The 1,083-nt window shown below is 69.3% G+C and carries 1 protein-coding gene and 1 pseudogene; one reads left to right on the top strand and one right to left on the bottom strand.

Going from position 1 to position 1,083, the window contains the following annotated elements:
- Positions 1–2: 2 nt before the first annotated feature.
- Positions 3–134, bottom strand: a complete 132-nt coding sequence (locus GRX66_RS20435) for a DUF7858 family protein (RefSeq protein WP_267903105.1) — start codon at positions 132–134, stop codon at positions 3–5.
- Positions 135–307: 173 nt separating this feature from the next.
- On the opposite strand from GRX66_RS20435, the pseudogene GRX66_RS19255 reads away from it, so the two are divergent.
- Positions 308–1,083 (top strand): annotated as a pseudogene (locus GRX66_RS19255) (transcription initiation factor IIB); the annotation flags it as partial.

Below are 1,083 nucleotides of genomic sequence, written 5' to 3'. Positions count from 1 at the left end.
CGCTACGGGGAGGTCGGCGTCGAGGCCGCGAGCTGGTCCGCCAGCGACTCGCCCGTCCGGTCGACGCTGGCGACCCCGCGGTCCCGCTGGCGCGTCGTGACTGACACACCCTCGGCGATGTCGGTCAACCCCATGCGTCTCGATTGTCCACTCACCCACTTAAAATTTCGACAATCGAGACGAGAATTGAACACGCGGCGGGCGCGGAACGTACCGGTTACCGGTACGTTGTTGGCGCGTGAAGCGGCCGATTTCGGCCAATTCGTCCCGCGTTTAAATACTGCTCCCGGACCTACGTTCAGGTGTGATGAGTCAGTCAGTGACCTGCCCCGAGTGTCGGGGCGCCGTCCGGCAGCGCGCGACCGAACGCATCTGCACCGACTGCGGCCTCGTCGTCTCCGAGGACCGCATCGACCGCGGGCCGGAGTGGCGCAGCTTCGGCGACGACGACACGAATCCCGAGCGCACCGGCGCTCCGCTCACTCGCGCCCGCCACGACCGCGGGCTCTCGACGGAAATCGGCCGCTCGACGCGCGTCAAAGGACGCAAGCGCCGACGGCTCGCCCGGATGCGCCGCCAGCACAAGCGCGCCTCCATCCCCTCCAAGGCCGACCGCAATCAGGTCTACGGGTTCACTGAGATCCGACGCCTCGTCGGGAAACTCGACCTCCCGCGCAGCGTCCGCGACCAGGCGTGTGCGCTGTTCGACTCCGCGCAGAACGAGGGCTTGCTACGCGGGCGCTCCATCGAGGGGTTCGCCGCAGCGTCCGTCTACGCCGTCTGCCGCACGAACAATCTCTCCCGCACGCTCGGGGAAGTCGAAGCCGACGCGCGCGCCGACGAGGGGGAACTCTCCGCGGCCTACGATGCGATGAACCGCGACCTCGGCCTGCCCACTGGCCCGATCGACCCCCGCGACTACCTCCCGCGGTACGCCACTGAACTCGACCTGCCGCAGGCCGTCGAGCGCACCGCCGGCGAGTACGTCGCGGAAGCCCGAGACCGCAACCTGCTGTCGGGGCGCAACCCCAGCGGCGTCGCCGCCCGCCTGCCTGTACACGGCCGCCCAGGACCACGACGAAC

The organism is Halobacterium bonnevillei (assembly GCF_009831555.1).
GTDB lineage: Archaea > Halobacteriota > Halobacteria > Halobacteriales > Halobacteriaceae > Halobacterium > Halobacterium bonnevillei.
Note: the sequence above shows the minus strand (reverse complement) of the source record. Positions and strands in the feature narration are given on the sequence as shown.

Excerpts from the sequence above, each read along its gene's own strand:
- GRX66_RS20435 (WP_267903105.1), bottom strand. The coding sequence starts at position 134 with ATGGGGTTGACCGACATCGCCGAGGGTGTGTCAGTCACGACGCGCCAG.